The sequence below is a fragment of the Geobacillus genomosp. 3 genome (genome assembly GCF_000445995.2).
Lineage (GTDB): Bacteria > Bacillota > Bacilli > Bacillales > Anoxybacillaceae > Geobacillus.
In genome coordinates this window covers 53349-78527 of record NC_022080.4, presented here as the reverse complement: position 1 = coordinate 78527, position 25179 = coordinate 53349, and the positions used below count along the sequence as shown (strand labels likewise).

The following is a 25179-nucleotide window of genomic DNA, read 5'->3' as shown; positions in this document are numbered from 1 at the left end:
TATCAGTTATTGGTGCAATTGTCAATCATTTTCGCGTTTTCACCGTTTTTCGGCAAGTTGCTTCAGCTGTTCCAACTCTTCTTTTGCAAAATGGTACACCTCGTTGCAAAAATGGCAGGAAGCTTCCGCTTGCCCTTCCTGATTGATGATATCTTGGATTTCCTCCGGCCCAAGGCTGACAAGCGCATTGGCGATCCGCTCGCGGGAACAGCGACAGACGAACGACACGGGCATCGTCTCCAACACCCGGACGTCCCCGTCACCCAAAATTTCCTCTAATATTTGCTCGGGGTTGAGCCCGTTTTCAATCATGCGCGACACAGGCGGAATTTGTTTCAACCGCTCTTCAATGCGACTGATCGTGTTTTCTTCCGTCCCGGGCATCAGCTGAATGATAAACCCTCCCGCAGCCCGGATCGTGTAATCGGGGTTGACGAGCACGCCAACACCGACAGATGATGGAATTTGCTCGGATGAGACGAAATAGTACGTAAAATCGTCGCCAAGCTCCCCGGAGATAATCGGCACCTGCCCGGTGAAAAAGTCACGCAGTCCAAGGTCTTTGACGACCGTCAACATCCCGTTTTTGCCCACGGCCCGCGCCACATCAAGCTTCCCATGTTCGTTCAGCTCAAAATGAACATGCGGATTGGTCACATAGCCGCGCACTTCCCCTTTGGCATTGCTGTCGATTAAAATCGTGCCGATCGGCCCACCGCCGTCAATTTTTATTGTTAACGTTTCCTCGCCTTTGAGCATCGCCCCCATCATGACGCCCGCCGTCAGCGCCCGTCCAAGCGCAGCCGATGCGGTCGGCCACGTTTGATGACGGCGCTGCGCTTCCGCCACCGTCTCTGTCGTTCTTGTGGCATACGCCCTCACCTGTCCATCATAGGCGAGCGCTTTCACTAAGTAATCTCCCATGTTCATCAAGCCTTTCATCCTTTTTTCTCGGTGTTTTTCTCATACAACAATTTCAGCCCGGTCAACGTTAAAAACGGATCCACGACATCGATCACGTCCGATTCACTGGCGATGAGCGGTGCAAGGCCGCCGGTCGCGATCACCTTCGGCGGAACTTTGCTTTTCGCCTTCATGCGCGACACGATGCCTTCCACTTGTCCGACATAGCCGTATAAAATGCCGGCTTGCATAGCGCTGACCGTATTTTTGCCAACGATATCGTCCGGGCGGGCGATTTCAATGCGCGGCAATTTTGCCGCCCGGGCGAACAGCGCTTCTGTCGAAATCATAATTCCCGGGGCAATGGCCCCTCCCATATATTGTTTATGTTCGTTAATATAACAATACGTCGTCGCCGTGCCAAAATCGACAATAATGAGCGGGCTGCCGTACAAATGGATGCCCGCGACCGCATTGACAATCCGGTCGGCGCCCACTTCGCGCGGGTTATCGTATTTAATGTCCAGCCCGGTTTTAATGCCCGGTCCGACAATAAGCGGCTTAATATGGAAATATTTTAAACACATGCGTTCAAGGGCAAACATAATCGGCGGCACGACCGAGGAAATGATCATACCGCGGATATCGGAAAACTGTAGGCCGACATGATTCAAAAGCGCTTTAATCGTCATGCCGTATTCGTCTTCCGTTTTCGCCCGGCTCGTCTCGATGCGCCAATGGTACTTTAGTTCATCGCCATCATAAACCCCTAATACGGTATTGGTATTGCCGACGTCCAACACAAAAATCATGGCCTCATTCCCCACTTTTCCTCAATAAATTCCTTTCTTTATCATATCATACCTTATTTTCTTGCGGGGAAAAACCAACGCCCGCCCTGCTCGGAGCCACAGCAAAAAAAGAGGATGTCCCGAACATAGCAGGACACCCTTTGCCATCACCATATTACGCACCGGACGCTTCCATCGGACAGTAGCGGTCTTTTAGTTCAGCCTCGTTACTCCTCTTTCTTTTGAATGTTGACTTTCACATCGCCTTTCTCTTTATCAGCCCCATTATTGTTTCCGTTGCGGTCGGGCGGGAGCGTGCCGTGCTCAAACAAATGTTTAATTTGTTCAGCATCGAGCGTCTCCACTTCCAAAAGTGTCGTGGCAATTAAATCCAATTTATCCCGATACTGCGTTAAAATTTGCTTCGCCTTGTCGTAACACTCTTTGATGATGCGTTGAATCTCCAGGTCAATTTCATAGGCGATTTTATCGCTATAGTTTTGCTCGTTATGCAAGTCGCGGCCTAAAAACACTTGCCCTCCCGGCTGACCGAATTGAAGCGGGCCAAGTTTTTCGCTCATCCCGAATTCCGTCACCATCCGGCGTGCAATGTTCGTCGCTCGCTGAAAATCGTTGTGGGCCCCCGTGCTCACTTCGTTGAACACGATTTCCTCGGCGACGCGCCCGCCGAGCAGGCCTGTAATTTTGTCTTTCAGTTCTGCTTTTGTCATAAAGTACCGATCTTCCTTCGGCAGCATCACCGCATAACCGCCGGCTTGGCCGCGCGGGACGATCGTCACTTTATGCACCATTTCCGCGTCGGCAAGCACCATGCCGATGACCGTATGTCCGGCTTCGTGAAACGCAACGATGCGCCGTTCTTTTTCCGAAATGACGCGGCTTTTTTTCGCCGGTCCGGCGATGACGCGATCGGTCGCTTCATCGATATCGCTCATATCGATTTTCTTTTTGTTGCGGCGCGCCGCGACAAGCGCTGCTTCGTTCAACAAGTTTTCCAAATCGGCCCCGGAAAATCCCGGTGTCCGCATGGCGATCGCCTTTAAGTCAATCGATTCATCAAGCGGCTTGTTGCGGGCGTGGACGCGCAACACTGCTTCACGCCCTTTTACGTCCGGACGATCGACAGTGATTTGCCGGTCGAAGCGGCCGGGACGCAACAGCGCTGGGTCTAAAATGTCCGGCCGGTTCGTCGCCGCAATAATGATGATCCCTTCATTCCCGTTAAAGCCGTCCATTTCGACAAGCAGCTGGTTGAGTGTTTGCTCGCGCTCATCGTGGCCGCCGCCAAGGCCGGCGCCGCGCTGGCGGCCGACGGCGTCAATCTCGTCGATGAAAATGATGCACGGTGCGTTCTTTTTCGCTGTTTCAAACAAGTCGCGCACGCGCGACGCACCGACCCCGACGAACATTTCCACGAAATCGGATCCGCTGATCGAGAAAAACGGCACGCCTGCTTCCCCGGCCACTGCACGCGCCAACAGCGTTTTCCCCGTACCCGGCGGTCCGACAAGCAGCACCCCTTTTGGAATGCGGGCGCCAAGTTCGGCGAATTTGCGTGGGTCTTTCAAAAACTCAACAATTTCCACGAGCTCTTCTTTTTCCTCGTCCGCCCCAGCCACATCGCGGAAACGGACTTTCCGCTTGTCATCTGTGTACAGCCGCGCCCGGCTTTTGCCGAAATTCATCACCCGGCTGCCGCCGCCTTGCGCTTGATTCAACAAGAAGAAAAACAAAATAAAAATAATGACAAACGGAATAATGGATGTGAAAAACGTCACCCATCCGCTCGTTTCATCCGCTGGCATTACTTCCACCCGCGTCCGTGCCGCCGCTGCGTCGATACGGTCAAGCACTTTATCACTGTTCATGACATAGGTGGAAAAATATTGCCCTTCATTATATGTTTTCAATTGACCCCTAATTTCATATACGCCGCGCTCCGGCTTAATGGAAAACGACTCAACGTCCCCGTTTTCCAGATGGGTGATAAACGCATCGTACGTCATCGGCTCGGTTCGCTGATTCGTGCCGTTAAAAAAACTGACGACGCCGATTACGACGAGGAAAATCAGCAAATAAAAGATGGTGTTACGGAAAATCCGGTTCATTGCTTGCCTCCTCCCATATGAAACACACTATACTCAATACTATCATAGAAATTTGGCTAAATACAAACAATTCGGCCGCCGCACAGCAACCGCCTTATTTTTTGTACACTTCTGGCTTTAAGACACCGATAAACGGGAGGTTGCGATATTTTTCCGCATAATCGAGACCATAGCCGACGACGAACTCATCTGGAACCGTAAATCCAGTGTAGTCGGCTTGGATATCGGCTTTGCGTCCGGATGGCTTGTCAAGGAGGGTGACGATTTTAATCGAATTCGCTTTCCGGTAACGGAATAAATCGACTAGATAGCTGAGCGTCAGCCCGCTATCAATAATATCTTCAATAATCAAAATGTCGCGGCCTTCGACAGATGTGTTTAAGTCTTTGACAATTTTTACTTCCCCAGACGAAACGGTCGCACTGCCATAGCTCGAAACATCCATAAAATCCATTTCCAAGTATGTATCAATATGTTTCAACAAGTCGGCCATAAACGGCATGGCCCCTTTAAGAACGCCGACGGCGAGCGGAAAACGGCCATCATACTCCTCCGTTAACATGCCGCCTAGCTCTTTTACCTTTGCCTGAATTTCTTCCTCGGTGATTAGCACTTTTTGAATATCGTCTTTCATCCCCATCTTTTTTCCTCCTAGCTGTTCATCGCCTGATAGTGAAGCAAAATATAGCGGGCTTGCCCACGCTCCTTGGCTTCAAAAGCCGATTTTTTCAGTCCGGGCACCCAAAGGATGCGGCCGTCGGCATCTTCTACAATCGGCCAACAGTCCCTTTCTGTCCGCGGAATTTTCGCCTCAATGAAAATTTCCTTAATTTTCTTCGTACCTCCCGTTCCCTTCAAAACCATCCGGTCGCCGGTGCGGCGCGTCCGTACGTGAAGCGGAAGAGAAACCGTAGCGGGGTCAACCACGAACGAATCATTTCCCAACTGCTTTCTCGGATAGTGTTCCCCAAATTCACTCATGATTACGTAACCGTTTGGGAGAGGCAATAGCGCCGGAACCGGCAGCTGCAACCAATAGCCTTGAGCGCAACACTGCAAGCCGAACGTAAACAAACAACGATCATACGAACGAATCACTTTCAACCCTTTCGGTAAATCGAGCATGCCGGAAGGACGGCCGCGTTCGCAAAGCATCAGTATATGACCGATATGCACAGAAGTCAACACCGGCGGAACGCCTCCGTAAAGGCGGAGAAGCAACAGCTGCAACGCCCGGCGCTGCAGCGGCCGCGGCAGCGCCAAAAACGGGGCGATGCGCAGCACGGTATCGCTATTTTGTTTTTCCATTACTTTATTCAGCGCGTCCGTTGCTAATTCCTCCAAAAATTGTTCATCTTCCGCCATTATTTCGCTATATTGTTGAAACCGTTCATGCAAGCGTGGATTTTCCTGTTTCAACAGCGGAACGATATGATGGCGAAATCGGTTGCGCGTATACTCATCTTTCTCATTGCTTGGATCCCGGCGTGGGGTCAGCCCTTCCTTTTCACAGTAGTCCTCGATTTCTGCCCGGCTGACGGCTAAAAACGGGCGAATGAGATAGCTGCCATGAAACGGCCGTTTAACGGGAATGCCGGCATACCCTTTGCTTGTGCTGCCGCGCACAAGCCGCATTAAAATCGTCTCGACTTGATCATCGCCGTGGTGGCCTAAAGCGATGTATTGGGCTTGATGCTTTTTCACCAGTTCGGCAAAAAAGTGATACCGGCAGTTCCGCGCCGCCTCCTGGACACCGAGACCCGTTCGCCGCTGAAAAGCCGGGACGTCGATTTGCACTGCTTCACATAAAATACGGTGCTCAGCGCAAAAATGTTTCACAAATTCCATCTCTTCTTCCGATTCCCGCCCGCGCAACATATGGTCGACATGGGCCGCTACGAGCCGGAGCTTCCACTCATCCCGAAGAGAAGATAAAAGATGCAAAAGAGCGAGCGAATCCGGGCCACCAGAAACGCCGACAACGACCGTCGCTCCTTCTGTAAGCAACTCATGTCTGTCAATAAACGCGCGCACTTTATCAACCATGCTAAAAAACCTCTTTGCCCTCTTTTAGCTTCGTCGATAGCTATTGTACCATAAATTACATCGTTAGTTGCCAATATATATATAAACCGTATGCGCCAAGCAACAAGGCCGCGATCAACATCGTTTCGGCAATGGCGCCCACTTTGCGACGCTTTTTCGTCCGCCGCCCCAATCGACGGTTCGGCGCTGTTGATTTTGTTTCGTTTTTCACGCCTAACCGGCGCGAAGAAGCAGCCAATAAGTCACGGCGCATGTCCGCTGCTTTCGCATATCGGCCGTCGAGCGCTTTTTGTAAAACATCCTTATACGGGGCTAAACAGCGGTCCGCCTCGATAATGCCCAACAGTTGCGCCCGCCCGTCGCCTTTTTTCTCGAGACGCCCCGGATAACAGGACGCAATCATCACCATCGCCGCTGAAAACAAGTCATACGACGGCTCCGCTTTGCGCGACCCAAGCCCCCAATAGCCGCGGTCATACAGCTCGGTAAACTCTTTAACCGCCCTTCCTTGCAACGTCGTTCCCCCTACATCCAACAGCCGGACGGACGGTGGTGATCCGGTGACGATTAAATTATCCGGTTTTAAATCGCCAAACACCCATCCCTCCCCATGCAGCCGCTCGAGCACGGACAACAACTGCACGAGCAATACCGGCGCCCACTCTTTCCCGCGGCGGCGGACAAAGGTAGTGAAGTTTTCCCCTTCAATATACTCCATGACATAAAACGGGATCGTTTCTCGCCCGAACGGGCTTCGCCAGTCATCCGCTTCTAGCAAAGAAGGCCCGAGGGCGACCCCCTGGACCTTAGAAAAACGGCGCAATATGTTCATTTCCGAGGCCAATGACGCATAATCGTCGCTCAGTTTGACAGCGACGCGTTGGCGGCCGCTCTCTGCCAAGTAAACGACGCCGTTCGCTCCGCTGCCGAGCTGCCGCAACAGTCGATACGAACGGCCATTCCATTTACCGGTAACGACCGTGCCGGGTGGAAGATTACAAAGACGATTCTTCGACGTATGGTTCATCGCCATCGCCAATCCAGCTCCTTAGCGACCGTTTGCGGCCGAAATAGGCGATCGCTTCGCGCAGAGCCGGCCCTGTCGGCGTCAGTCCGCCTGACGCCAATTTCGGAAAGACAGTGGACAGCTCTTCAATTTTCGGCGTCCAGTCCATCATTTTCTCAGCGCAATTCCGTTTGCCCGGGAAGATGAACACGGAAAAACGATTTTCGCCCATGCGTGCATTTAAACTGAGCGATAAATCGACGAGCGCCTCTTTGACCGTTGGCAATTTCGTCTTCATGCTCCCGCTTGTATCGATTAAAATAAGCACGTCGAGCGCAGCCGTTTCCCCGAGCTCATCGACGACTTCCATCACTTCGCCGCGCTTGTCCGGCGGCAAATCTTCAAGCGAAACGTCCGAACCAAAGATTTGTTTCAACTCGCGGTTCACGAGCCCTTGCAATGTTTGTGTCATCGCCTGGCGCGTCACCATCTGCACCGTCTGCGACAGCTGCTTCGCGTACACGACTTGGCTCATGCCGCCACCGGCAGCCGCAATCGCTTCAATTTCCCGCTGTCCATTTTCGTCGATCGTATCTTTGTCCAACACGCCGATCACGTTCACCGTAATGCCTTGTTCGCGCGCCAATGCCGCTATCGCAGCCGGGTCCTCGCCATGATTCGAGCAGCCGTCCGTAATCAACAAAATTTGCCGCAACGTTCCCTTCCGCATGTTCGTTCCCCTCCTTGGCGAATAGTATTACCATCATCGCCGTAGGGGAGCGTTTTTATACGCGCATTACTGCGCCTTTTTCATATACATATACGCGGGAATCGTCGCCCATTTTGGCGTGTTGTGCCGCACTTTGGCGACAACGACCGTCATATCATCTTCAATTTCCCCACCGCACTGACGGATCACTTCTTCCATGATCACATCGGCGACTTCTTGCGGGTCGGTCGTTTTCAACTCTTGAATTTTCCGTTTCATCCAAGCGTCATGGTTCTCCACATTCATCGGCCCCTCAAACACCCCATCGCTCATCATAATAAGCAAGTCGCCCGATTTCAACTGTTCGCTAACCACATCGAATTCAACTTCCTTAATAATGCCCATCGGCAAATTGCTTGCCTCCACTTTCATCACCTTGTCGCCGCGCTTAATGAAGCTTGGCGTCGACCCGATTTTCAAAAACTTCGTCGCCGCGTTTTGCAAATCGATGATCGCCAAATCAAGCGTCGCATACATATCTTCCGTCGTCCGCAACGCCAAAATGGAATTGATGGATTTAATGGCGATCGATTCATCCATTCCTGTTTGCAAGATTTTTTGCAGCAAATGCAACGTCTCACGGCTTTCGTCATGCGCCCGCTCCCCGTTGCCCATGCCGTCGCTGATGGCGACCGCATATTTGCCGGTGCCAAGCTCAATCGTTGCATAGCTGTCACCGGAAATGAGTCCGCCCCCTTTGGCCGCGAACGCCACACCCGTCTCGACGACAAACGCTTTCGTCGAACCGAAGGCAACACGGCAATACCCATTCGGGTAAGCAGCACATTCCTCCCGCTTGACGACAATCGTCTCTCCTAAAATGTCCGACAGCATCGGCGCGATCAGTTTTTCACACTCACCGCGCCCCTCGCAGTAAGGAATGCTCATTTCAATATCGATACTTCCTTTTTCTAAACTGTAAATATCGACATGTCCGATTTCGATGCCAAACTCTTGCAAGGCATGGTAAATTTGTTCTTCTTGAAAATAATGGTTTTCGCGCTCCTTCTGAATCTCCTTCGCAAAATCGTCCATGACTTGTGAAACTCCCAACAACTGCTCGGCAACGAGCTTCCGGCTTTCGTAAACTTGCCGTTTAAGCTTGCGGTTGGCCTGATAAGTCACCATCTCTTTTTCAACTGCATCAACAACTTTGCCGGCTTTGACGCAATACCGCTCCCATTCGCGCAACAGCTGATGGTTTTGCGTCAACGTTTTTTCGTCCGCCTCATGCATCATTTGCTTCATATACGCATAAGTTGTACTAAAGTTGGCCGCCCAACATTGCGCTTTCTTAAAGCACGTTTGGCACGTCTTTTCGGTAATATCGCCGAGAAAATAATCCACCTCCCGCTCGCGGTATTCGTCGGCATCCGACAGCGGCTCAGGCAAAAAGCTTTCCGCCAGCGCTTGAAAGACGTTCGAAAATTGTGAGACACGCTGTGCCGTCACATCGCGGATTTTGCGGACGTATTGCTGTTGTTCATTGATGTATTCAGCCGTACCAGGAATATGTTTCGCAATTTTCTCTGTCAACGAACGGGCGGTAAACAAAAACAGCACAACAGCGATGCCTGATTCAAGCAGCGTCGGCACGAGCTCGGCTTTTCCGTCCCCGTACAAGCCCATCAACAACGTCGCGACAATGAGCCCAAACGCCACCCCGAGCTTTCGCCCTTCTTTCAGCAGCCCACCGAGCAGTCCGGCAAAAGCAAGCAAGCTCATTTCTGACAAGTTGCCGACGTTCGCCAAGCTTAAAACGAGCCCGGTGACGACTCCAACGGTCGAACCGGTTGCCGCCCCGGCTACAAACGCAAACAATAAAACGAGATAGCGCGACATGACATGTTCGAGCGATAAGCCGTACGCCGACCAGCCGATCATCCCGGTCAGCATCGAAGCCAACAAAATAATCAATGAAATGATTTCTTCCGCCCGCAGCGCATGTTTATGCTTCCTTACCGTCAACAGCGGAATACTTTGCATAAAAATCAATGTCAGCACGAGCGACAGCCCGGCCTCCACAACCGCCATGGCCGTCCCATACGCCGTTCGCTCCCCAATCCAGTAATAGGAGATCAGCCATTTCGTTGCCAACGAAACTACAAAAACGACGAACGGCACGATTTTCAATGATTCGCTAATCACTTTCCGCACCCATCCATAAATAAAGAGGAAACCAAAAATGGAAACACCGACAAACAGCACGGTATCAAACGACAGCGTCAAAGCGCCAGCCAGCAGCGAAACTAAAGCGAAGGCCGCCTTGTCACGGCGCAACATATAGACGGAAACGAAAAACGGCAGCGCAAACGGGGTCAATTTCGCCAAAATTAACGCCCGGCCAAGCAAAAAGCCGACAAGAAGAAGCAAAAATCCTTGATGAACGAACAGATGGCCAAGGCGCAGCTTCACATGGCGCATCCAACGCGATACGGTCGCTTGTGTGTCATGAATCGGCACTCCCGAAATGCGGCGCACTGTCCCTCTTTCTACTCTTTCCATTCCCCGATCCTCTCCTTTGCTTTTCTATTACCCCCTATTATATATTTAAAATTGTCAGAAATTTGTCAAAATGACGGAGCGAAATGAAAAATCGTTCGACGTTTTCTCCCATGATGCGCCGGCAGTATACTTGTTCCGACAGAAGCAGACGAAAAGAAAAAACGAGCATGTCGCTCAATGGCACATGCTCGTTTGCGATGACCCGTACGGGATTCGAACCCGTGTTACCGCCGTGAAAGGGCGGTGTCTTAACCACTTGACCAACGGGCCATATAGTATTTGAGTGGCGGTGGAGGGGATCGAACCCCCGACCTCACGGGTATGAACCGTACGCTCTAGCCAGCTGAGCTACACCGCCGTGTGGCAACAGTTAATATCATAATAGAGGGGATGCCGATTGTCAATATACAAGGCGAAAAAATGCACAAGGAAAATGTACCCTTCACTTTTGCCGTTGAAACAAAGAAGCATCCATAACAATGGATGCTTGTGATCCCCCTTATTCATCCTCTTTCCGACATGTATTCAGCAGCAAGTTACCCGCGTCTCGCTCCACGACCTCCCCGCTTCGATTCCGTATGGCGGCGCAACGACGCCAGTCGGTCCTCGCTTTCTTTGAGGAAACGGCTAATTTTTTGTTCTAAACTGTCAGCCGCAGAACGGTCGTGCGCCCGGTGGCGCGGCCGCTGTGAAGAAGGCGTATCTTTTGCTTTGCGAATGGACAGGCCGATTTTTCCGTCTTGACCGACGTTGATCACCTTGACATATACCATGTCGCCGACTTTCAAATGATCGTTAATGTCCTTGACATAGTTATCGGCTACTTCGCTAATATGAACGAGCCCTGTCACACCCTCCGGCAGCTCTACAAACGCCCCGAATTTCGTAATACCTGTGACTTTGCCTTGTAACTTGCTGCCTACTTCAATCGACATAAAAAAAGTGCTCCTCCTTAAAACGCTTTAAAGATGGTGTTGCTTCCATTATAGCGAATGAAAAAAATAAGTGTCAATATGACGGATGCCCGTATTGAACGGGCATCGGCAGGTAAAATGTCACTTTTCTGGCAAGACAAAAATAATTTCCCCGTCTTTCGATAAATAATATTTTTTTCGCGCCAGTTCAGCGATGTAATGATCATCATGCAATTTTTCGATTTCTTCTTTGAGTTGCTTTTCCTGCCGTTCGAGCTTCGTAAGCTGCTCTTGTAGCCGTTGTTTTTCCGCCGTTTTTACATCGATCTTCTTCTCCTGCAGGTGCAACGTGTAGATGAGGGCGGAGGAGAGCACCATAAACAGCGAAGCCCAAAAGGCCAAGCGGACGGCTACAACCCGCCGCCTTCTCGATGCCTTCCGCTTTTTTTCTTCCTGCTCTGATACATAGGTAGACTGCAGTTTCGTCACGTTCGTTTTCCGGGGCACGTTCATGCATTTGCACCTCTTTTACTTCCGCCATTTCGCAAGCCATATGCCTATTTTCTCTTTTGTATTCTTGATTTGTCCAGCAAATCCTTTTAAACGGCGAAAAAATTTTTCCAACCAGATTCGACGGTGCAGCGGCACCCGTCGCCAAATGGCCGTGCCCGTCCAACGCAGCGGAGCCACCAAAACAAGGAGCGTTTTCCAAACAACAAGCAACAGAAACCGGGTCGTCCACACGACAAGTCTCCACATAAACAAAAGAAGCGCCAGCGCCATTTGCCCAAGGAGGACGAGAGGGCGGAGCACCATATAACGGAACAGCTGAGCAAACGCCTGTCCGAGCCGCACCGCCAGCCAAATGAGCCATTCCAGCACCCGGACGTACAGCGGACGGAGCAAACTTTGATAGGCGGCATAACCGCATAAAAGCGCCAAAAAAAGATAAAAGCGAAGCTCGCCATGATTGACGAGCAACAGTACATAAAAAACAAAAAGCGCCTGCACTGCCCAAAATAACACGTCGTTTACAAAGACGAGCCAGTGTGCCCGTTCTTCCCGTTTTAAAAACCGGTTGTACGTATCAAGCGCCATGCCAAGCCAGCCTCCCATGCCAATCATCGTCAGCATGGTGAAAAGCTGCGTCGTGATGCTCATTTGAACAACTTGCTAAAGAACCCTTTAGCTTTCTCCTGATGGTCATCTAAATAAACGAGATCGAAAATGCGCCCTTTAATTGAAACGACACCTTTATCAACATCTAAGTTTTTCATTTGCAAGTTTTGCCCGCGGATCGCCAAAAAGCCCATGACCGTCTCAAGCAAAAACTCCTCGTTGTCAAAGCTTTCGACTTGTTTAACCCCGGTAATGTCAAGGAGGCGTCGGCCGCGCATGATCACGTCGTGTTCTTGGACCGGACCTTTGTTCGCATTCCCGCTAAACTCCTCGTGTCGATTCATGTTCATCCCCCGCATTTCAATTTAGAATGAAAAGCGGCAAAGCCAACCGCTTTTTTCTCATCCGCTGTTTGTACCATATGTATGTCAGCGGGGGATGGTTTAGAACAAGCCTACAGGACAAATTAGACGCCGTCTGGCCCGGGCGCAGGGGCGGTCCGTTCTTCACGGATCAGCTCGTACAGTCCGGCCGCCTCTTCTTTTTTTGTCGTTTCTTTTAAATCAGTCACTTTTACCGTTACCCGTTTTTGCCCGAACTGAATCATCAGTTCATCACCGATTTTCACATCGGAACTCGCTTTGGCGACATGGCCGTTGATCCATACCCGGCCTTGATCCGCAACTTCTTTCGCCAACGTGCGGCGTTTAATGAGCCGGGATACTTTCAAAAACTTATCAAGACGCATGTTCATCCCCCCTACCGTCCGTTTTCTTTTGCTTCTTCCCAAAAGCGGTCAAGCTCGGCGAGCGAAAATGAGGTGATCGGCCGACCGCTTTTTCGCACTTGTTCTTCAATGTAGGCAAAGCGGCGGGCAAATTTGTCGTTTGCCATTTGCAGCGCTTCCTCTGGTTGGATGCCGTAATACCGGGCGAGGTTAATGAGCGCAAATAATACATCGCCAAATTCACCGACAAGTTCCGCATGACGGCCGCCGGACGTTTCCGCCCGAAACTCAGCCATTTCTTCCTCGACTTTTTGCCAAATAGGCGCTACATCATCCCAGTCAAAGCCGACTTTCGCCGCTTTTTTCTGCAGCTCGTACGCCCGCATCGTCCCCGGCAAACTTTTTGGGATGCCGGCTAGAATCGATTCCGGCTGTTCGCCTCCTTTTTCTTCCTCCTTAATTTTTTCCCAGTTCACGGTCACTTGTTCGGCCGTCTCGGCTGTTACATTGCCAAATACGTGCGGATGGCGACGAATCATTTTTGCTGTCAACGTGCGGATGACATCATCGATCGAAAACAGCCCGGAATCGGCGCCGATTTGGGCGTGCAACATCACTTGCAACAACACATCGCCCAACTCTTCGACCATATGGTCATCGTCGTTCTCGTCGATCGCTTCGAGCAATTCATACGCCTCTTCAAGCAAATACCGCTTCAGCGATGCATGTGTCTGCTTCCGATCCCACGGACAGCCGTCCGGTCCTCGCAGTGTCGCGATGACGCGGCGCAGTGTCTCAAACCGGTGGTAAAGAAGCGGCTCGTCTTTGACCGGCGGCACATAGACGCTTGTTAAGTTGCCAAGCGCCGTCTGACGGTCCAATTCATAGAGCGGCACTTGCTTCACTTGTTCGCTCTTCGTCCCGGCCGCGGTCACAATATAGACCGGATAGTCATCCGGAAGCTGTTCCATCAGCGACAGTTTCACATTCGAGGCGATGAACGGGTCGTACACTTGGCAAAAGACCGCATGCAGCGATGGAGACCATTCATCCCCTTGGAAAGCGGTCGCATCCAACAGCTGAAACCCCTCGATTGGATCAATGCGCACCGCTGTAAACAGCGCATCTAAAAAGCTTTGTCCGCCCTCGATGACCACCCGGCAGTCGCCGCGCCGCTCTGCTTCCAACAGAAGCTGCACCGTCTGTTCGGCGACGAGCGGGTGGCCGGGAACAGCGTAAAACACATCGCCGCGTTTTGCCTGCTCGATGAGGGTGCGGGCAATTTCTTCGTATACATCGGCAAATTGCTCATGTTTTTCGTAAACATCATCAAACGCCGTAAACGCGATTCCCTCTTCCTCAAGCCCCTTCACTGCCGGATGTTCTTTCGTCCGCAAAAAGAGCGGATGCGCCCGCTTTAGCTTTCGATACACCCCGACCGGCAGCTGTTCGAAATCTCCGGCGCCAAGACCGAAAATATAAATGGTATTCATCGCCGATCACCTGCTTCCTGATAGTAGACGAAATTTATTGGCCAACGGGAGAGCGGACAACTCCTGCTCAGAAAAAACATTCCCTTTGACAATGCACACAATATAGACGACAGCACCGACGGCGACGCCGCCCAGTGCCTCAGCAGCCGCCCATAAGCGTCCGCCGGCGGGAGCGTCCATAAGCCACATATACAATCGCAGCACGACAACCATCGCGATAGCAGCCTTAACGATCGGATACATGTACTTTTGGGCGTTGGCCATTTGACACTCGCGCCGCAGACACACGTATAAAAAGCAAGCCATAAATGCGTAAGCCCCGGTTGTCGCTAAAGCCGCGCCAAGGACGCCAAACAGCGGCACAAGCCAATGCATGAGGACGATTTTTCCCGCCACCGCCACCGCCACACCGACAGCGGCCGCCCACTCTTTCCCTATTCCTTGTAACATGGCGGACACCGTCAGCGCGATCGTTGTAAAGAAGACGGAAGCGGACAAAACAGCAAGAACAAGTGAGCCATGGTCATTTTCAAACAACATCGTATTGATCGGCCGGATCAGACAAATGAGCCCTAAGGAAGCGCCAACACCGATGACGGCAGCAAACCGAAGCGGCAATAGACCGTACGTAAAAGCAGCGCCTTGGTCGCGTCGGGCGCTGGAGATAAACGGGACGAGCGCCAGCGAAAGCGATGTGCCAACAACCGTGCCAAGCTGGATGAGCGGCTGCCCGCGGTCATACACCCCTTTCACCCATTTTACCTCATCCATCCTTATCCCGGTTTCACGAAGAAGCTGAACAAACAAAAACGAGTCAACGAGCGGAATAAGCGTCAATACCATATTTGTCAAACAAACGATCGTTCCAGCCGTCAATAAATGGCGGCCAACATGCAAGATCGAAGCCGGGGGGATGCGGCTGCCCATTTTTTTTCGTCCGCGCTTAGCCGAATAAAAGAGCAAAATAAAAAGTGCCGCCGCCATGCCGACAAGCGTCCCGGCGATCGCCGCGATGCCGCAAGAATAAACGTCAGCGCCGCGCCGCATCATCCAATATGACAGCCCTAAAATCGCTGTCACCCGCACAAGTTGCTCCCCAACTTGGGAAGCTGCGGTCGGCATCATATCATACCGTCCTTGGAAATAACCGCGCACGACAGCCGTCAACGGAAAAACTAAAAAGGAAAATGAAAGCAACCGCAACAGCGGTTCAAGCTGTCTGTCACCCATCCATGACGCCACCGTTTCGGCCCCTATATACAAAACGGCAAACAGCATAACACCGAGCGCGCTTAACAACAACAGTGCGGCGCGCCCGACGGCGGCTGCTCCCGCCTCATCCCCTTCCGCCAGCCGCTCGGCGATGAGCTTCGAGATGGCGACCGGGTAGCCAGCTAGCGACAGCGCTGCGACAATGCCGTAAATCGGATACACCTGTTGGTAAATATAAAAGCCGACATCTCCAACCATATTTTGATACGGGATACGATACAACGCACTCAACAGCTTCGTAAGCAAAGCGGCGACCGTCAATACAGCCGCTCCTTTCCATACATTCCCCATATCACATTCCCTCCCGCCTTTATGGCGTTCGCCGACGGATGGCCAAGGCTGGGGACGTTCGCCGGCGGCGGAGACAGGCGACGCCGCTAACAATTCCATTGCCATGGCTACGCTCGATATTATAGCGCAACATCGGCTCGATCGCCAAAGACGGTGGCTCATCAGCAGCAATGACCCCATCCGGCGGACAGAAAGAAGGGGCTGACGCAAAATACTGTCGGTTCTCCCGTGAAATACAAGATATCAAATGGCGAATCTGTTCGATGCTTATATACGCAGTGGAAAAGGGTGCCTCGTCACTTTGGAGACACCCTCTTCTTGTTTCGCTTATTGTTCCATTTGTCGGGCTAAAAAGCTGGCCGCCGTTTCGACCGCTTTATGTTCCACTTCACCGAGCATCTTCTCACGCGATAAAATGATGACAGCCCCGATCGGATCGCCGTTAGCCACAATCGGGCCGATCGTATACGACTTTAACGCTTCCGTCATCCCGTCCACTAACTCTACCTCCCCCTCCTCCGTATGGAGGACGGAAGTGCGATCTTCCATCGCTTTCTCCACTAACGGGCTGACGCTTTTGTTCATATACTCTTTTTTCGAAACGCCGGCGACAGCGATAAACACGTCGCGGTCACAAATGAGCACCGGCTGCCCGAGGCTGTCAAACAGCGCCTCGGCATACTCTTTAGCAAAGTCACCCAGTTCACTGATCGGCGAATATTTTTTCAAAATGACTTCTCCATCGCGGTCAACAAATATTTCGAGCGGATCTCCCTCGCGAATGCGTAACGTTCTCCGAATTTCCTTCGGAATCACAACCCTTCCCAAGTCGTCAATTCGACGAACAATACCGGTTGCTTTCATGCTTTGTATACCCTCACTTTCATCTAGGATTTGAAGGATACTCCGATGAACCCTTTTGTGATGGGGAATTCACCATTGTTGTCATTAGTATCCTTCACAATCCATGTTCTATACGCGATGAAAGTGATTTTGGCCATTTTAGATAAAATTGCCCATCATTCATTATCGCCGCATCGGCTGAAACATAAACGTGCAAAACGGAAACAAAACATGATTTTTGCCCCCGGTTACGCAATGACCGATTTTTCGTTTTTCATCCCGGACAATTGCTTTAATGTTTCGTACAAAATCATCAGCCATTCGTGCGGTTTCATCTGCTTAATATACAGAACAATTTTCAGCTTCGCCCCGTCCATGCCGAATCCAAACAGGCGGCCATGCTGGCGGCCGATGCCGGATAGGCGTTGGATTTCCACCGTTTTCGACGCCTCTTCAGCAAATAACATGTCAATTTGTTGTTTATGCTGCTTGATCGATTCAACGCCGAGCTGTTTCGCCAACGCCTTAATTTCTGCAATTTGGAACAAATAAGCCACCTCATCCGGATAATCGCCAAAACGGTCGGCCATCTCCTCACGCAGCGCTTCAACGTCTTCGAGCGTTTCCACTGCTTGAAACCGCTTGTACATCTCGATTTTTTGCAGCCCGTCGGAGATGTATGCATCTGGAATATAGGCATCGACTTCCACATCGATGGTTACTTCCGGGCGCTCATCTTCTCGTTTCAAACCACGCCGTTTTTCAATCGCTTCTTTCAACATTTGTGAATATAAGTCAAACCCGACCGAGTCAATAAAGCCGTGCTGTTCGGCGCCAAGGAGATTGCCGGCGCCGCGGATCGACAAGTCACGCATGGCAATTTTAAATCCGGAGCCAAGCTCGGTGAACTCCTTAATGGCTTGCAGCCGTTTTTCCGCCGTTTCATTCAACACTTTATCTTTCCGGTAGGTGAAATATGCATAGGCAACGCGGTTCGAACGGCCGACACGCCCGCGCAGCTGGTACAGCTGCGATAGCCCCATCCGGTCGGCGTCATACACGATGAGCGTATTGACGTTCGGAATGTCAACGCCCGTCTCAATAATCGTCGTTGTCACGAGCACATCATATTGTCCCTCCAAAAAGGCTAAAATCGTCGACTCAAGCTCAGCCTCCGACATCCGCCCGTGTGCAAACGTCACGCGCGCCTCCGGAACAAGCTGCGCGATTTCCTCGGCTTTTAAGTCGATATCCTCGATATGGTTATAAAGGAAAAACACTTGCCCATCGCGGGCGAGCTCGCGTTCAATCGCCTCTTTAATAAGTTCCGTTGTATACTCCATCACATACGTCTGCACCGGGAACCGGTTTTCCGGCGGCGTCTCGATAATGGACAAATCGCGCACGCCAATCATCGACATATGCAATGTGCGCGGAATGGGCGTCGCCGTCAACGTAAGAACGTCAATGTTCGCCCGCAGCTGTTTGATTTTTTCTTTATGCGCCACGCCAAACCGCTGTTCTTCGTCGATAATGAGCAAGCCTAAATCTTTAAACTTCACATCTTTCGATAACAGCCGGTGCGTGCCGATGACCATATCGATCGTACCATCCTTTAGCCCTTTAATCGTCTCCGCTTGCTGTTTTTTTGTGCGGAACCGGTTGAGCAGTCCGACGTTAATCGGAAACCCTTGAAACCGCTCGCGCACCGTTTCGTAATGTTGCTGGGCCAAAATCGTCGTCGGCACGAGGAAGGCGACTTGTTTGCCGTCCATAATCGCTTTAAACGCCGCCCGCAGCGCCACTTCCGTTTTCCCGTAGCCGACGTCACCGCAAAGAAGGCGATCCATCGGTTTTTCGCTTTCCATATCGCGCTTGATTTCTTGGATTGACCGGAGCTGGTCCTCTGTTTCTTGGTACGGAAACGCCGCTTCAAATTCACGCTGCATTTCCGTATCCGGGGAAAACGCATATCCTTTGCTCGCTTCACGCTCCGCGTACAGCTTGATCAAATCTTCGGCAATGTCTTGGACAGACGACTCCACTTTCTTTTTGACCTTTTTCCATTCCGTACCGCCGAGCTTATAAATTTTCGGCTCTTTTCCTTCCGAGCCGACGTACTTTTGCACTTGGTCCATTTGCTCAACCGGGACGTACAGCGTGTCGCCGCCTTGGTATTGGATATGAATATAGTCTTTATGCACTCCATTGATTTCTAACGTCTCGATACCTAAATATTTTCCGATGCCATGGTTGACATGAACGACATAATCACCGACTTGCAGCTCGGCATAGCTTTTGATCCGCTCGGCGTTCGAAAGCTTTTGCCGGCGTACTGGACGCTTAGTCCGCTTTTTGAACAGTTCTTCCTCGGTGATGACCGCCAGTTTTTGCAGCGGCAGCTCAAACCCCGTGTTTAAATCACCTTGAAGGAGCTGGCATTTGCCGTAAAGCAGCCCCGCCTCAGGTGGAAGCGGCATCGCATCGATCTCGTAATCTTCAAGCAGCGACTGCAGCCTTTTCACCCGCTCGGCATCTGGTGCCAAAAAAACGACCGCGTAGTTCGCCTTCTTCCATCGCTCGATCTCGGATTGGAGAAGCGCCATTTGTCCATGGAAGTTTTGCATTTGCTTGCATGTAATATTGACGACATTTTGCGGGTGGGTATGCGGTGCATGACGCAAAAACAAGGACAAGTACACCCGTTGAAACCGATGTTTTTGTAACAATTCAGAAAATGAGTGCGAAATTCGTACGTCATGAATAATTTTTCCGCCGTCAAGCAAGCTTGTATACCATTCCGCCTCTTCGCGGTCGAGCCGCTCTGCCGTCTCCTGCAACCGGCTCATTTCGTCCATGAGCAGCACGCCATCTTCCGGCATGTAATCTAGTAAACTTGCAGATTTTTCATAAAAAAGAGACATATATTTATATTGTTGCTCGATTTCCTGCCCTTCGCGCAACTGTTCTAATTCAGCGTGGATATGCTCGTACATCCGCTGCTTGGCGGCGTCATCTTTCATTTTTTCAAGACTGGCCGCAAGCCCGGCTTCGATTCGTTCAATCCCACGTCGCCGCGCCTCTCCATTCAGAATGATCTCATCGGCAGGCCCGATCATCACGCGTTCCATCTGCTCGCGTGAACGTTGGTCGTCAGGGGTAAACGTCCGAATGGACTCGATTTCCGTATCAAACAATTCAATGCGATACGGCAGCTCAGCCGTTAGCGGATAAATATCAATGATGCCGCCGCGGATGCTGAATTCCCCGGGAGCGGAAACGGTGGCCACCCGCTTGTATCCCATTTCAACAAACAGCTGCTTGTAACGTTCCAAATCAAGCTCTTGTCCAACCGAGAAGGTGAACAAGTAATGTTTCCAAAGCGACAGTGGCGGCAGCAAGCGCCGCAAGCCGGCGACCGGACAGACGATGACCCCTTTTCCACCTTGTGCCCAATGGTTCATAACGTCGAGACGTTGCGCCTTTAACTCCGGGCTGGCAACCGCCATTTCGGCGGCGATGACCTCGTTGACCGAATAAAGAAACACGTCATCCGGCCCAAGCAATGAAACGAGGTCATCGTATATTTTTTGCGCCTGAAACAAGTTATGGGTGACAACTACCATCGGGCGGCCCGTCTCCTTATAAAGCGTGGAAACAAAAACGGATCGGGCCGACCCTGACAGCCCGGCGACAAGCTGTTCTTTCAGGCGGACATGGATTCCCTCAATGATCGTGCGAACATCTTCGTTTTCAGCTAAATAGCGATGCAGCGAAAGCACCCCTATCCCCCTCCTCTCAGTAGAAGATTTTTCCTCTTTAGTCGTCTCACGAAACGCAAAAACGCTTTGGTCGCCCAAAGCTGCGCCTAATGAATAAACTTTTCGTATTGATGCCATTCCGGGTTTCGCGTCAACGCCTCTTGGCAGTCTTCGCAAATCGTTTTCACATGAATGTCGCCGTTCGATTCGTACGAAATCATGTCAAGTCGTTCCTCTTCAGTCAAATGGTGGAATCCTAGTTTTTCGCTATATATCGATACGCGGTCAATCGTACCTACTTTTGCGCCGCAATGACGACAATAATAATGTAACGCCATTCGAGCAAACCTCCTCACTGGACTGTTCCGTCCGCAAGGCAGGCGAAGCTGATGCCTCGCGCCTCCCGTACTCACATTGTGTACCAGTTCAGAGGAAAATATTCACTCGTTAAAGTTATTCATCACTTGGACAAACGGTGTCGTTACCGCCTGCTCGCACGCATCGGCAGCCCGCAAAACCGCTTTGGCCACCGCCGGCTTCTCCTCTTCCGTAAAACGGCTAAGCACGTAATCGGCAACCGGCTGGCCGTTCGTTGGCCGACCGATGCCGATGCGAATGCGTTTAAACTGTTCGGTGCCAAGATGGTGAATGATCGACTTGACGCCATTATGGCCGCCGGAGCTTCCTTTCAGGCGAAGACGGATTTTCCCCGGCAGAAGATCGAGATCATCGTAAATAATCATAATATCGTCGATGGCAATGCCATAGAAATCAATGAGCGGGCGAACACATTCCCCTGATAAATTCATATATGTCAGCGGTTTGCATAATGCCACTTTTTCGCCAAAAACGGATGCCGTTCCGAACAAGCCACGGAATTTAGCGGTTCTCAACGAAACGTTCCAACGTTTGGCCAACTCATCAATGACAAAAAAGCCGATGTTATGCCGCGTTTGCTCATACTCCTTGCCCGGGTTTCCGAGCCCGACAAACAACTTCAATGACCGCGCCCCTCTCTATACATGATACTACAAAAGACGTAACCGGAACGGTTACGTCTGTCACTCTTCTGGTGTCGTTTCTCTTCCTTCCTCAGCGTCGGGCTGTCCCGCCTCTTGCTGCTCGCCGCTATGGATTTCCTCTTCTTGCTTCGGCGGCAGAATCGTCGCAATCACTTCGGAAGGTTCGTGATTGATTTCAAATGTTCCGCCTGTTTGTACGTCGTCGACCGTGACCGTATCGCCGACTTGCAAACTGGAGATGTCCACTTCAATCGCTGGCGGAATGTTTGCCGGCAAAACGCGGATCGATAACTGGTGCAAGTTTTGCTGCAGGACGCCGCCATCTTTCACTCCAGGCGCTTCGCCCACTAGCCGGACTTCGACATCGACATCGACTTCCGTCGACATATCGACCGCCTGAAAATCGGCGTGAAGAAGCTCGCCGCGCAACGGATCGCGCTGCATTTCACGCAATAGCACTGAGTAATCGCCACCGTCGACGTTCAGCGTCATCAAGCTGTGGCGCCCGCCCTCGCGGAGCGCTTTCTCAAGATCAGCGGCGCTGACGAAAATCATTTTATTATCGACCTTTTTGCCGTACAATACTGCCGGAATGCCCCCTTGCGAACGAATACGCTGCAATGTTGAACGTTTTTTGTCTGTGCGTTCTTTCGCTTCCAACACAATCGCCATGTTTTGTCACCTTCCTGAATTAGAATCTATTGTCTACTTTATCCTAAAACAAGAAGGGATAAACATACTTTGTGTTTAGTCGAACAGGACGCTGACAGATTTCATTTCATACACGCGCGTAACCGCTTCGGCAATAAGCGGCGCCACCGACAGCTCTACAATTTTATCAATTTTCTTCTCTTCTGGCAAGGCAATCGAATTGGTGACGACAAGCTCTGTAATTTTCGAATTTTGAATGCGCTCAATCGCCGGACCGGACAGCACCGGGTGGGTACAGCATGCGTACACTTCTTTTGCCCCGTGTTCGACAAGGGCGTTCGCCCCGAGCGTAATCGTGCCGGCTGTATCGATGATGTCATCAATCAAAATGGCCGTTTTCCCATTCACTTGCCCAATGATGTTCATCACTTCCACAGCGTTCGGCCGCGGCCGGCGTTTGTCGATAATGGCGAGCGGTGCTTTCAGACGGTCCGCCAACTTGCGCGCCCTTGTCACGCCGCCATGATCCGGGGAAACAATGACGACATCATCCAACTGTTTGCTTTTAAAGTAATCCGCTAAAATAGGAACACCCATTAGATGATCGATCGGGATATCGAAAAATCCTTGGATTTGCGGAGCATGCAGATCAAGCGTAATGACGCGCGATGCTCCGGCCGTTTCGAGCAAGTTGGCGACGAGCTTCGCTGTAATCGGCTCGCGCGAACGCGCTTTCCGATCTTGGCGCGCATAGCCATAGTATGGCATCACGATATTGATCGTACGCGCCGAAGCACGTTTTAATGCATCGATCATAATGAGCAGTTCCATTAAGTGCTCATTGACCGGGACGCTCGTCGATTGGATGACAAACACATCATCGCCGCGGATGCTTTCCTCGATGTTAATCTGAATTTCCCCATCACTAAAACGGGACACAGAACATTTGCCAAGCTCAATCCCCATGACTTCCGCAATTTCTTTCGCTAGCCTCATGTTCGAGTTAAGGGCGAACAACTTTAATTGGTGCTGGCATTCAGACATGATAAACCTCCATTAAGATTTTTTCTTGCCTGGCAGGCGATCCACATAGTTTTCCTTATTAATTTGCCGAGCGCGGGCAATAGCGAGCGCGCGGCCGGGGACATCGTCAGTGATTGTCGATCCGGCGGCGACGTAGGCGCCTTGGCCGATCGTAACCGGCGCGATTAAGTTGACGTTGCAACCGACAAACGCACCGTCTTCAATTTTTGTTCTATATTTGTGTACACCGTCATAGTTGACCGTAATCGACCCGCATCCGAGGTTGACATCAGCACCGACTTCCGCATCACCGATATAGCTTAAATGCGAGGCTTTGCTTCCTTTGCCAAATGTCGATTTTTTCACCTCGACAAAGTTGCCGATTCGCACTTCATCGTCAATTTTTGACAACGGGCGAATATGAGCGAACGGGCCGATCGTCACATCGTTGCCGATTTCGCTGTCATGGGCGACCGAGTGGCGGATGGACGTGCGATGGCCGATACAGCAGTTTTTAATTTCCGAATGGGGGCCAATCGAGCAATCTTCGCCAATCACCGTCTCGCCTTCAATAACCGTGCCGGGATAAATGACCGTGTCACGCCCGATTGTCACCTCGGCGGAAATATAGGTACAAGCCGGATCAATGATCGTCACTCCGTTTTTCATATGCTGGCGGCAAATGCGATCGCGCATAATTCGTTCTGCCTCGGCGAGGGCGATGCGGTCATTGACACCGATCGTTTCGTCGAACGACGGCGCCTGATAAGCGGATACAATGCCACCATCTGCTTTTATAATTTCAATCACATCGGTTAAATAATATTCGCCTTGGGCGTTATGGTTTGTTACTTTTGTAAGCGCTTGAAACAATGTTTGGTTGTCGAAGCAATACGTTCCCGTGTTGATCTCACAAATGCTCCGTTCCTGCTCATTCGCATCTTTATGTTCAACAATTTTTTCGACATGGCCGGCATTGTTGCGGACAATGCGCCCATATCCGGCCGGATCGTCGGCCATAGCCGTCAATACGGTCGCCTTCGCCTTGGCGGCCATATGCTGTTCAAGCAGCGCCTCCATCGTTTCGGCAGTAATAAGCGGTGTATCACCGCAGACGACGACCGTAACTCCTTCAAGTCCTTGCAAGTACGGAGCGGCCTGCATGACCGCGTGCGCCGTCCCAAGCTGCTCTTCTTGCAGTGCGTACTCACACTGGACGCCGAGCTGTTCTTTCACTTGCTCCGCCCCAAATCCCACTACTGCAATCGTTTTTTCCACCCCAAGCTTGGACACTTGATCCACTACGTGCTGAACCATTGGCTTGCCGCAAACGGGATGGAGCACCTTATACAGCTTGGATTTCATCCTCGTTCCTTGTCCGGCCGCCAAAATGACTGCATATCGCTTCACCATGTGAAAGGCCTCCAATTACCCTTTTATCCATAATTGAATATATATGAATCGGCCGCGCTTTTCAAGGAAACAATACGTTTGCCAAAAAAATAGAGAGCCTGGCCAATTTTGCCTAAGCTCTCTTCAATATGTTTACGAAGCGCCAGCTTCTTCAAGTTCTTCTTCCAACTTCCCGAGGCGGTGGTACTCAGCTAAGATCGCCTCCTGGATTTTTCCGCGCGTAGCGGAATTGATCGGATGCGCGATATCGCGGAACTCTCCGTCTGGTGTACGCTTGCTCGGCATCGCAACAAACAGCCCGTTGTTCCCGTCAATGACGCGGATGTCATGGACGACGAACTCGTTGTCCAATGTGATGGAGGCGATCGCTTTCATCCGTCCTTCGGTATTGACGCGGCGTAATCTTACGTCTGTCACTTCCATTATGTTCACCACCTTTTCCCTGTATGAGACTCGATGTAATTAATTCCACGCCCCCGAGCCATTTCCTTCTTTTTTCAA

General features: G+C 51.2%; 22 protein-coding genes, 2 tRNA genes and 1 pseudogene. All 25 read right to left on the bottom strand.

Features of this window, described 5'->3' with window-relative positions:
• Positions 1-39: 39 nt before the first annotated feature.
• Entirely contained in the window at positions 40-924 is an 885-nt protein-coding gene (gene hslO, locus M493_RS00375) for an Hsp33 family molecular chaperone HslO (RefSeq protein ID WP_041267812.1), read from the bottom strand.
• Between the two features lie 14 nt (positions 925-938).
• A complete protein-coding gene (locus M493_RS00370) occupies positions 939-1715 on the bottom strand; it encodes a type III pantothenate kinase (RefSeq protein ID WP_020958317.1) in 777 nt (258 codons plus the stop codon).
• 206 nt (positions 1716-1921) lie between these two features.
• Positions 1922-3823, bottom strand: a complete 1902-nt coding sequence (gene ftsH, locus M493_RS00365) for an ATP-dependent zinc metalloprotease FtsH (RefSeq protein ID WP_020958316.1) — start codon at positions 3821-3823, stop codon at positions 1922-1924.
• A 94-nt stretch (positions 3824-3917) separates the two neighbouring features.
• On the bottom strand, positions 3918-4463 hold the full coding sequence (gene hpt, locus M493_RS00360; protein WP_020958315.1) for a hypoxanthine phosphoribosyltransferase: 546 nt from the start codon (positions 4461-4463) through the stop codon (positions 3918-3920).
• An 11-nt stretch (positions 4464-4474) separates the two neighbouring features.
• A complete protein-coding gene (gene tilS / locus M493_RS00355) occupies positions 4475-5869 on the bottom strand; it encodes a tRNA lysidine(34) synthetase TilS (RefSeq protein ID WP_020958314.1) in 1395 nt (464 codons plus the stop codon).
• 55 nt (positions 5870-5924) lie between these two features.
• On the bottom strand, positions 5925-6902 hold the full coding sequence (locus M493_RS00350) for a protein kinase domain-containing protein (protein ID WP_020958313.1): 978 nt from the start codon (positions 6900-6902) through the stop codon (positions 5925-5927).
• A pseudogene (locus M493_RS00345) lies at positions 6865-7629 on the bottom strand (VWA domain-containing protein); the annotation flags it as partial. The pseudogene M493_RS00345 and the gene M493_RS00350, both read right to left, overlap by 38 nt.
• 42 nt (positions 7630-7671) lie before the next feature.
• Positions 7672-10149, bottom strand: a complete 2478-nt coding sequence (spoIIE, locus tag M493_RS00340) for a stage II sporulation protein E (RefSeq protein WP_020958311.1) — start codon at positions 10147-10149, stop codon at positions 7672-7674.
• Between the two features lie 198 nt (positions 10150-10347).
• A tRNA-Glu gene (locus M493_RS00335) sits at positions 10348-10419 on the bottom strand.
• A 14-nt stretch (positions 10420-10433) separates the two neighbouring features.
• A tRNA-Met gene (locus M493_RS00330) sits at positions 10434-10507 on the bottom strand.
• 178 nt (positions 10508-10685) lie between these two features.
• Complete coding sequence (locus M493_RS00325; protein ID WP_008881703.1) at positions 10686-11084, bottom strand: S1 domain-containing RNA-binding protein; 399 nt, start codon at positions 11082-11084, stop codon at positions 10686-10688.
• Positions 11085-11204: 120 nt separating this feature from the next.
• On the bottom strand, positions 11205-11576 hold the full coding sequence (locus M493_RS00320) for an FtsB family cell division protein (RefSeq protein WP_020958309.1): 372 nt from the start codon (positions 11574-11576) through the stop codon (positions 11205-11207).
• A 15-nt stretch (positions 11577-11591) separates the two neighbouring features.
• Positions 11592-12224 (bottom strand): spore cortex biosynthesis protein YabQ, encoded by a 633-nt coding sequence (gene yabQ, locus M493_RS00315; protein WP_020958308.1) that lies wholly within the window; start codon positions 12222-12224, stop codon positions 11592-11594.
• Positions 12221-12526 (bottom strand): sporulation protein YabP, encoded by a 306-nt coding sequence (gene yabP / locus M493_RS00310; protein ID WP_020958307.1) that lies wholly within the window; start codon positions 12524-12526, stop codon positions 12221-12223. Before yabP ends, yabQ begins: the two co-directional genes overlap by 4 nt.
• A 122-nt stretch (positions 12527-12648) precedes the next feature.
• Positions 12649-12930, bottom strand: a complete 282-nt coding sequence (locus tag M493_RS00305; RefSeq protein WP_020958306.1) for an RNA-binding S4 domain-containing protein — start codon at positions 12928-12930, stop codon at positions 12649-12651.
• Between the two features lie 11 nt (positions 12931-12941).
• On the bottom strand, positions 12942-14402 hold the full coding sequence (mazG, locus tag M493_RS00300) for a nucleoside triphosphate pyrophosphohydrolase (RefSeq protein ID WP_020958305.1): 1461 nt from the start codon (positions 14400-14402) through the stop codon (positions 12942-12944).
• Positions 14403-14408: 6 nt separating this feature from the next.
• Positions 14409-15965 (bottom strand): putative polysaccharide biosynthesis protein, encoded by a 1557-nt coding sequence (locus M493_RS00295; protein WP_023817409.1) that lies wholly within the window; start codon positions 15963-15965, stop codon positions 14409-14411.
• Positions 15966-16292: 327 nt separating this feature from the next.
• Positions 16293-16829 (bottom strand): stage V sporulation protein T, encoded by a 537-nt coding sequence (spoVT, locus tag M493_RS00290; protein ID WP_020958303.1) that lies wholly within the window; start codon positions 16827-16829, stop codon positions 16293-16295.
• Between the two features lie 227 nt (positions 16830-17056).
• Complete coding sequence (mfd, locus tag M493_RS00285) at positions 17057-20590, bottom strand: transcription-repair coupling factor (protein WP_020958302.1); 3534 nt, start codon at positions 20588-20590, stop codon at positions 17057-17059.
• An 86-nt stretch (positions 20591-20676) separates the two neighbouring features.
• On the bottom strand, positions 20677-20907 hold the full coding sequence (locus tag M493_RS00280; RefSeq protein WP_020958301.1) for an anti-sigma-F factor Fin family protein: 231 nt from the start codon (positions 20905-20907) through the stop codon (positions 20677-20679).
• Positions 20908-21009: 102 nt separating this feature from the next.
• Entirely contained in the window at positions 21010-21570 is a 561-nt protein-coding gene (gene pth / locus M493_RS00275) for an aminoacyl-tRNA hydrolase (protein ID WP_020958300.1), read from the bottom strand.
• A 60-nt stretch (positions 21571-21630) separates the two neighbouring features.
• A complete protein-coding gene (locus M493_RS00270) occupies positions 21631-22263 on the bottom strand; it encodes a 50S ribosomal protein L25/general stress protein Ctc (protein ID WP_020958299.1) in 633 nt (210 codons plus the stop codon).
• 75 nt (positions 22264-22338) lie between these two features.
• Positions 22339-23286 carry a ribose-phosphate diphosphokinase gene (locus M493_RS00265; RefSeq protein ID WP_020958298.1) on the bottom strand — a complete coding sequence of 316 codons (948 nt, stop codon included), beginning with the start codon at positions 23284-23286 and terminating at the stop codon, positions 22339-22341.
• Positions 23287-23298: 12 nt separating this feature from the next.
• On the bottom strand, positions 23299-24678 hold the full coding sequence (gene glmU / locus M493_RS00260; RefSeq protein WP_020958297.1) for a bifunctional UDP-N-acetylglucosamine diphosphorylase/glucosamine-1-phosphate N-acetyltransferase GlmU: 1380 nt from the start codon (positions 24676-24678) through the stop codon (positions 23299-23301).
• Positions 24679-24810: 132 nt separating this feature from the next.
• Entirely contained in the window at positions 24811-25101 is a 291-nt protein-coding gene (gene spoVG, locus M493_RS00255) for a septation regulator SpoVG (RefSeq protein WP_003247437.1), read from the bottom strand.
• Positions 25102-25179: the final 78 nt, after the last annotated feature.

Coding starts and splice junctions, on each gene's coding strand:
- mazG (WP_020958305.1), bottom strand. CDS start 14,402: ATGAATACCATTTATATTTTCGGTCTTGGCGCCGGAGATTTCGAACAG.
- M493_RS00370 (WP_020958317.1), bottom strand. CDS start 1,715: ATGATTTTTGTGTTGGACGTCGGCAATACCAATACCGTATTAGGGGTT.
- spoVT (WP_020958303.1), bottom strand. CDS start 16,829: ATGAAAGCAACCGGTATTGTTCGTCGAATTGACGACTTGGGAAGGGTT.
- yabQ (WP_020958308.1), bottom strand. CDS start 12,224: ATGAGCATCACGACGCAGCTTTTCACCATGCTGACGATGATTGGCATG.
- M493_RS00350 (WP_020958313.1), bottom strand. CDS start 6,902: ATGGCGATGAACCATACGTCGAAGAATCGTCTTTGTAATCTTCCACCC.
- M493_RS00280 (WP_020958301.1), bottom strand. CDS start 20,907: ATGGCGTTACATTATTATTGTCGTCATTGCGGCGCAAAAGTAGGTACG.
- spoIIE (WP_020958311.1), bottom strand. CDS start 10,149: ATGGAAAGAGTAGAAAGAGGGACAGTGCGCCGCATTTCGGGAGTGCCG.
- M493_RS00270 (WP_020958299.1), bottom strand. CDS start 22,263: ATGGCGATTGTGTTGGAAGCGAAAGAACGCACAGACAAAAAACGTTCA.
- ftsH (WP_020958316.1), bottom strand. CDS start 3,823: ATGAACCGGATTTTCCGTAACACCATCTTTTATTTGCTGATTTTCCTC.
- M493_RS00265 (WP_020958298.1), bottom strand. CDS start 23,286: ATGTCTGAATGCCAGCACCAATTAAAGTTGTTCGCCCTTAACTCGAAC.
- M493_RS00325 (WP_008881703.1), bottom strand. CDS start 11,084: ATGTCGATTGAAGTAGGCAGCAAGTTACAAGGCAAAGTCACAGGTATT.
- hpt (WP_020958315.1), bottom strand. CDS start 4,463: ATGGGGATGAAAGACGATATTCAAAAAGTGCTAATCACCGAGGAAGAA.
- M493_RS00320 (WP_020958309.1), bottom strand. CDS start 11,576: ATGAACGTGCCCCGGAAAACGAACGTGACGAAACTGCAGTCTACCTAT.
- glmU (WP_020958297.1), bottom strand. CDS start 24,678: ATGGTGAAGCGATATGCAGTCATTTTGGCGGCCGGACAAGGAACGAGG.
- M493_RS00305 (WP_020958306.1), bottom strand. CDS start 12,930: ATGCGTCTTGATAAGTTTTTGAAAGTATCCCGGCTCATTAAACGCCGC.
- hslO (WP_041267812.1), bottom strand. CDS start 924: ATGGGAGATTACTTAGTGAAAGCGCTCGCCTATGATGGACAGGTGAGG.
- M493_RS00295 (WP_023817409.1), bottom strand. CDS start 15,965: ATGGGGAATGTATGGAAAGGAGCGGCTGTATTGACGGTCGCCGCTTTG.
- yabP (WP_020958307.1), bottom strand. CDS start 12,526: ATGAATCGACACGAGGAGTTTAGCGGGAATGCGAACAAAGGTCCGGTC.
- tilS (WP_020958314.1), bottom strand. CDS start 5,869: ATGGTTGATAAAGTGCGCGCGTTTATTGACAGACATGAGTTGCTTACA.
- spoVG (WP_003247437.1), bottom strand. CDS start 25,101: ATGGAAGTGACAGACGTAAGATTACGCCGCGTCAATACCGAAGGACGG.